The 4,592-nt window shown below is 60.9% G+C and carries 6 protein-coding genes and 1 pseudogene; 2 read left to right on the top strand and 5 right to left on the bottom strand.

Annotated features, from left to right (window positions below; genetic code table 11):
- Positions 1-303, top strand: a pseudogene (locus tag ABX749_RS22990) (hypothetical protein); the annotation flags it as partial.
- On the opposite strand, the gene ABX749_RS22995 reads toward ABX749_RS22990, so the two are convergent.
- From ABX749_RS22995 to ABX749_RS23015, 5 genes are all read right to left on the bottom strand, one after another.
- Positions 262-753, bottom strand: coding sequence for a low molecular weight protein-tyrosine-phosphatase (locus ABX749_RS22995; protein WP_145219493.1), 492 nt, complete (start codon positions 751-753; stop codon positions 262-264). The pseudogene ABX749_RS22990 and the gene ABX749_RS22995 overlap by 42 nt on opposite strands.
- Positions 754-1,067: 314 nt before the next feature.
- Complete coding sequence (locus tag ABX749_RS23000) at positions 1,068-1,919, bottom strand: 1,4-dihydroxy-6-naphthoate synthase (RefSeq protein ID WP_372898048.1); 852 nt, start codon at positions 1,917-1,919, stop codon at positions 1,068-1,070.
- On the bottom strand, positions 1,916-2,572 hold the full coding sequence (gene mqnB / locus ABX749_RS23005; protein WP_372898049.1) for a futalosine hydrolase: 657 nt from the start codon (positions 2,570-2,572) through the stop codon (positions 1,916-1,918). Before mqnB ends, ABX749_RS23000 begins: the two co-directional genes overlap by 4 nt.
- Positions 2,569-3,096, bottom strand: coding sequence for an NUDIX domain-containing protein (locus ABX749_RS23010; RefSeq protein WP_372898050.1), 528 nt, complete (start codon positions 3,094-3,096; stop codon positions 2,569-2,571). The genes mqnB and ABX749_RS23010 overlap by 4 nt, the downstream gene beginning before the upstream one ends.
- Before the next feature lie 29 nt (positions 3,097-3,125).
- Entirely contained in the window at positions 3,126-4,283 is a 1,158-nt protein-coding gene (locus ABX749_RS23015; protein ID WP_372898051.1) for a hypothetical protein, read from the bottom strand.
- 21 nt (positions 4,284-4,304) lie between these two features.
- Between ABX749_RS23015 and ABX749_RS23020 the strand changes: the two genes are divergently transcribed.
- A partial coding sequence (locus ABX749_RS23020) for a hypothetical protein (RefSeq protein WP_372898052.1) occupies positions 4,305-4,592 on the top strand: 288 nt, incomplete at its 3' end.

Here is a 4,592-nt window from a genome sequence, read left to right on the forward strand (position 1 = left end):
CATGATCGTCGACTCGGCAACCACAGCCGTCCCGAATGGGCCGCGCTGTTCGGAATCGTGGACCAGACGCAGGGTCAGAACCACATTGCCGGTGTCCGAGTCACTCCATCACCGCTCAACGAGCGTTATCCCGATCCGGTTCGATTGCATCCGACGAAACCGTATTTCAGCATCTCGCCGTGCGTCGTCGGTGCGTTTGATATCGGGCCGGGCCAGACCTATCGGGCACGCTATGACTTTGAAGTCTTCGACGGCATGCCGTCATTCGACAAAGCCGTCGTCGAAGATGGCTTCGCCCGCTAGCGTCTGCAAGATGATCGGGCAGCCCTCTTCGAGCATGTCCAACACCTCATCGAACCCTTCTGCTTCGCCGTAGTAGGGATCGGGTACATCGTTGGGCCAGTTGTCATCCAGGTAGTCGCTGAAGACCCGGATGTGCTGGGTCGGCCGACCGGCCAGCGCCGTCAGGTATTCGTAATTGGCGTTGTCCATCGCCAGCACCAAATCGAATACACCGTCGGCGAGATCGTCTTGGGTCACCTGGCGACCCCGGCTGGTCAATTCGTACCCCCGTGCTTCGGCGGCTTTCAACATCCGTGCGTCGGCGCGTTTGCCGATGTGATAGTCGTGTGTCCCGGCGGAATCGACCTCCACGTCCAGCCCGAATTCCTCGGCAAAACGCTTCATCACCGCTTCGGCAGCCGGCGAGCGACAGATGTTGCCCATGCAAACAAAAAGGACGCGTTTTGACATTGTGACGATTCGTGGATTGAAGGCTGAAGATAAATCGGTGCGGCACGGGTACCGATAGATTATTCGATGACGGACGTTCAGTTCAATGCTCTCGTCAGCGACAAACGCGCCGTTGAACGTCAAAATTGAGCCTGCCGGGCAAGGCTGTGAAGCATTTGTTAGCGGTAGGGCGCGAGCCCTCCGGTCTTTCAGCGTGTTTTGAAGCTGGAACCGGTGGAACCGGAGAGGCTTGCGCGCTCCCGCTAAAACCTCGCAAAACACAGGGAATCGATGCTTCACAACGATACTGTGTGGGATCGCTGCGGCGCCGACCGCTACGGCAGGATCTGCAGGCCCGCCGTCGAGGGCGGAATGATGCCGGCCAGCTTGGCTTTTTCGTTCAATCGGTGGAGCGCTCCGGCTCCGATGTCCCCCAGATCAACCGTCCATTCGTTCACGTATAAATGGACATGCTGCATCAGCACCTCGTCGTCGAATTCTTGCGCGTGGTGTCGCATCGTTTCCAGGGCACCGTCGGGATCGGCGAGCGAGTAGTCGAGCGAGTCGCGAACGACGCTCTGGACTTTCCACAAAACTTCATCGGGCAGCGTTTTGTCGCCGACCAATCCGCCCAGCGGCAGCGGGCACTGCGTCTCGTTCTCCCAACGCGTCCCCAAGTCCTCCACCAAGCCCAGCCCCTGGTCCTGCCAAGTGAACCGGCCTTCGTGAATACAGACGCCGAAATCGGCGGTGTTCTGCACCAGTCGCGGCATGATCTCGGAAAACACGACCTGCTCGATCGACGTGGTGTGGGGATAAAACAAACGAAACAGCAGCGTTGCGGTCGTGTGTTGCCCCGGGCACAGCGTGATTTGGTCTGCCGTCACGGGCACGGCGCCGGTCGAGGCGACGGATTTCGACGACAACAGCAAGGGACCGACGCCGAAGCCGAGTGCCGAGCCGCTCGGTAGGACCACCATCGAATCCGACAACAACAACGCGGCGTGGAAACTGCATTTGGCAACGTCGAATTTGCCCGCGAACAATTCGTCGTTGAGCTGTTGGATGTCCAGCAACCGGAGATCGAATTCCAGTCCGCGCCAATCCACCAAGCGATTCATCAACGCATGAAAGGCGAACGTGTCATTGGGGCAGGTCGAAATGCCGAGTCGAATTCTCTCGCTCATGGAGTCTCCCCGTCGAGGTACTGTTGCAGTTGTTCGGCGACGCTCGCCAGTGCCGGAGCGATCTGCCACGCGGACTTGTCGCGGTTGCCGACGCGGTTGGAAAACCCTCGCACGACCCGCAGTGGCACGCCGGCCGACCGACAGGCGCAGGCGACCGCGTACGACTCCATGTCTTCACCGATCGCAGCGGGAACGCGTCGCAACCGGCGCGCCGCATCGTCGTCGGCCGCTGACCCCGAGCAAACCGTCAGCAACAGGGCCGGCTGGGCAATCGATGCTTGGCTCTGGGGCACGGTCGGCAGGTGAATCGTCTCCGTCGGCTCGGCCTCGCCTTCGGCGCGCCAACCGAGGTCCGACGCGTCGACAAACGCTTCCCCTTGTCCCACACCGATTCCATCGATCGCGACCGAATCGAACCAGATCGCATCGCCGAGTCGAAGGGACGCGGTGTTTGGGCCAGGAAACAATCCAGCGATACCGGCCAAAATCACTTGGCGGGGCCGTTCGCTCAGCAACAGACGTGTCGTTTCGATTCCCGCCGCGATCACACCAAAACCGATCGTGTTGACAGTCCATTGGTCGGACTCGATGCGGAGAGACGACTCGATCAGGCGTCGTTCGTTGTCAGTCGGAACCAGGATCAGACCGTTCAAGGGAGTTCACTCATCCACAATTCGATGGCGTAGCGGTTGGACGGAAACGCCATGTTGTCCAGGTAATCGTCGGTGGGATGAACCCAGGCATAGTCGTCCAGTTCGGCCGGTTCCAATTCCACGTGGCTCGGATCGACGGCTCGGCAGACATAAAACAGATCGATGACTTCGGTGACGACGCCTTGATAGTTGTATTGGTTGGGACGGGTGACCAGCAGCTCGCGTGTCTTTAACCGCAATTGGGTTTCTTCGTAAACTTCACGCTCGAGCGCTTCTTCGGCGGTTTCCCCGCGATCGACAAAACCGCCGGGAAGTCCCCATTGGCCTTTGCCCGGATTTCGTGCCCGCCGCACCAGCAGCAACTTGTCGGCCGAATCAACGATCAAGCCACCGACGGCGGCGACCGGACCGAAGAACACGGCGAATTGGCAGTGGTCGCAGCGAAACGGAATCTGACCGACATCACTCTGCTTGCAGCCACAACGCGGGCAATGCAAGTACGCCTGTTCCATCGGGATCGACATCAAAGAAACCTTGTCGTTGGAATCGAGATTTAGTGGCCGCCGGCAAAGCTGGCGGCGCGGAGCACGCCACAGCTTTGAAAATGTCGGCTCAGATTGGCCAGTTCGTGTGGCGATTCGATGACGCCGAGCCCGAGGGGTTCGACGACTTCGCGGGGAAGGTTGCTGTGCAACATCAGGCGGTGTTTTTCCGCCACCCGCTTGAGCGTGCGGGCCAGTTCGGAAAACCGATCGCGGGGCGGCAAGGTTTCCGAGTCATCGCCGTGTTGCGTCGTGTCCGTTGGTGCTTCGTCGTCATGGTCGAGCGCCAGCAACGCTCCTTCGGGCGGCTGATCCAACGACGACCAGATCACGATCGTCGCCTCGGGCAACGCGTAGGCCAACGCGGCGTCGGCGGCCCGGGCCACGTTCTCCCAGGTTTGTTGTTGGGCATCTCCGTCGAGCGCCGCGACGACCAACTCCGCCGCCGGCGGAACCGGGTCGGGGCGACGAAGCGTGGGCGTGATTCGCTTGGCGAGCGCCTCCAAGGTTCCGGCGTGGATTTCTCCGGCCGCCCCATCGGAATTGGCCGTCACGCCCAGAATCAACTGCACGCCCAGCAACCAAGGCACTTCTTCGGCGATCGTGTTTCCCGACTTCATCGCCGGAGACGAAGCGACGCCGGAGGAAATCTTGTCGGCAAACCGGGTCCGCGTGGCTGAATCGCTGAGCGAAGGGAACACGCCGGTCAAATCGCGCCGCTGGCTGAGGTTGAAGGGGCGGATCGCGACGATCGGCAAGACGAAGTCGGCGTCCACCAACGCACGATTGAGATAGATCGGTTCCGCGTCGACATCGGCCGCCAGGTAACACAGCGATTCGCGAATGTCGCTTTGATGCGGAATGACCGTGTGCTCCCCCGCGGCGGCGCGGATCCGTTGCAGGGTCTGTTCGGTCGCTTCGTCCCACACGACAATTTCGATGTGCTCGGCCGGAGTGCTGCGAAGCATCCGCAAGACACCTTCGATCACGGCGTCGACGTCCGGGACGTTGGGATCGACCGCCAGTGCGACGCGGTCCCCGGCAACAATCGCCGCTTCGATCGGTGGGAAATCGTCAGGTGCCGTCAGGGCCCGCAGCGTGTCGGCGACCACATCGCGGCTGGTCCGGTTCGTCGCCGCGTCGTATTCCCAGATCTCAGCGGAGTTCAATCCGGTCTTTTTCGTCGCGAAATGGACGCCTCCATCAGCCGATGCGGCTTCGAAAGCGCCAGAGGGTTCGGTTTGGTTGTCGGGCATGCGACGTTCCAAAATGTCGTTGAAAGGTTCTGTGGGCAATGCGATCGCGTGACGTCATCCGGGCAGGCGACGTCGGCCGGGCAGGCCGCTCCGGGCAAGCTCAAATCCGGATGCGGCTCCAGCGCGGTTATCACGCTTTCGGGCAAAAAACGCAACCGCCTCGCGTCCGGCCACGCAATGTTGTATGGGAGTCGTTATCAGACACGGTTTGGTGCCGTCCAC

The sequence above is a fragment of the Stieleria sp. genome, from assembly GCF_041595215.1.
Classification (GTDB): Bacteria; Planctomycetota; Planctomycetia; order Pirellulales; family Pirellulaceae; genus Stieleria; species Stieleria magnilauensis.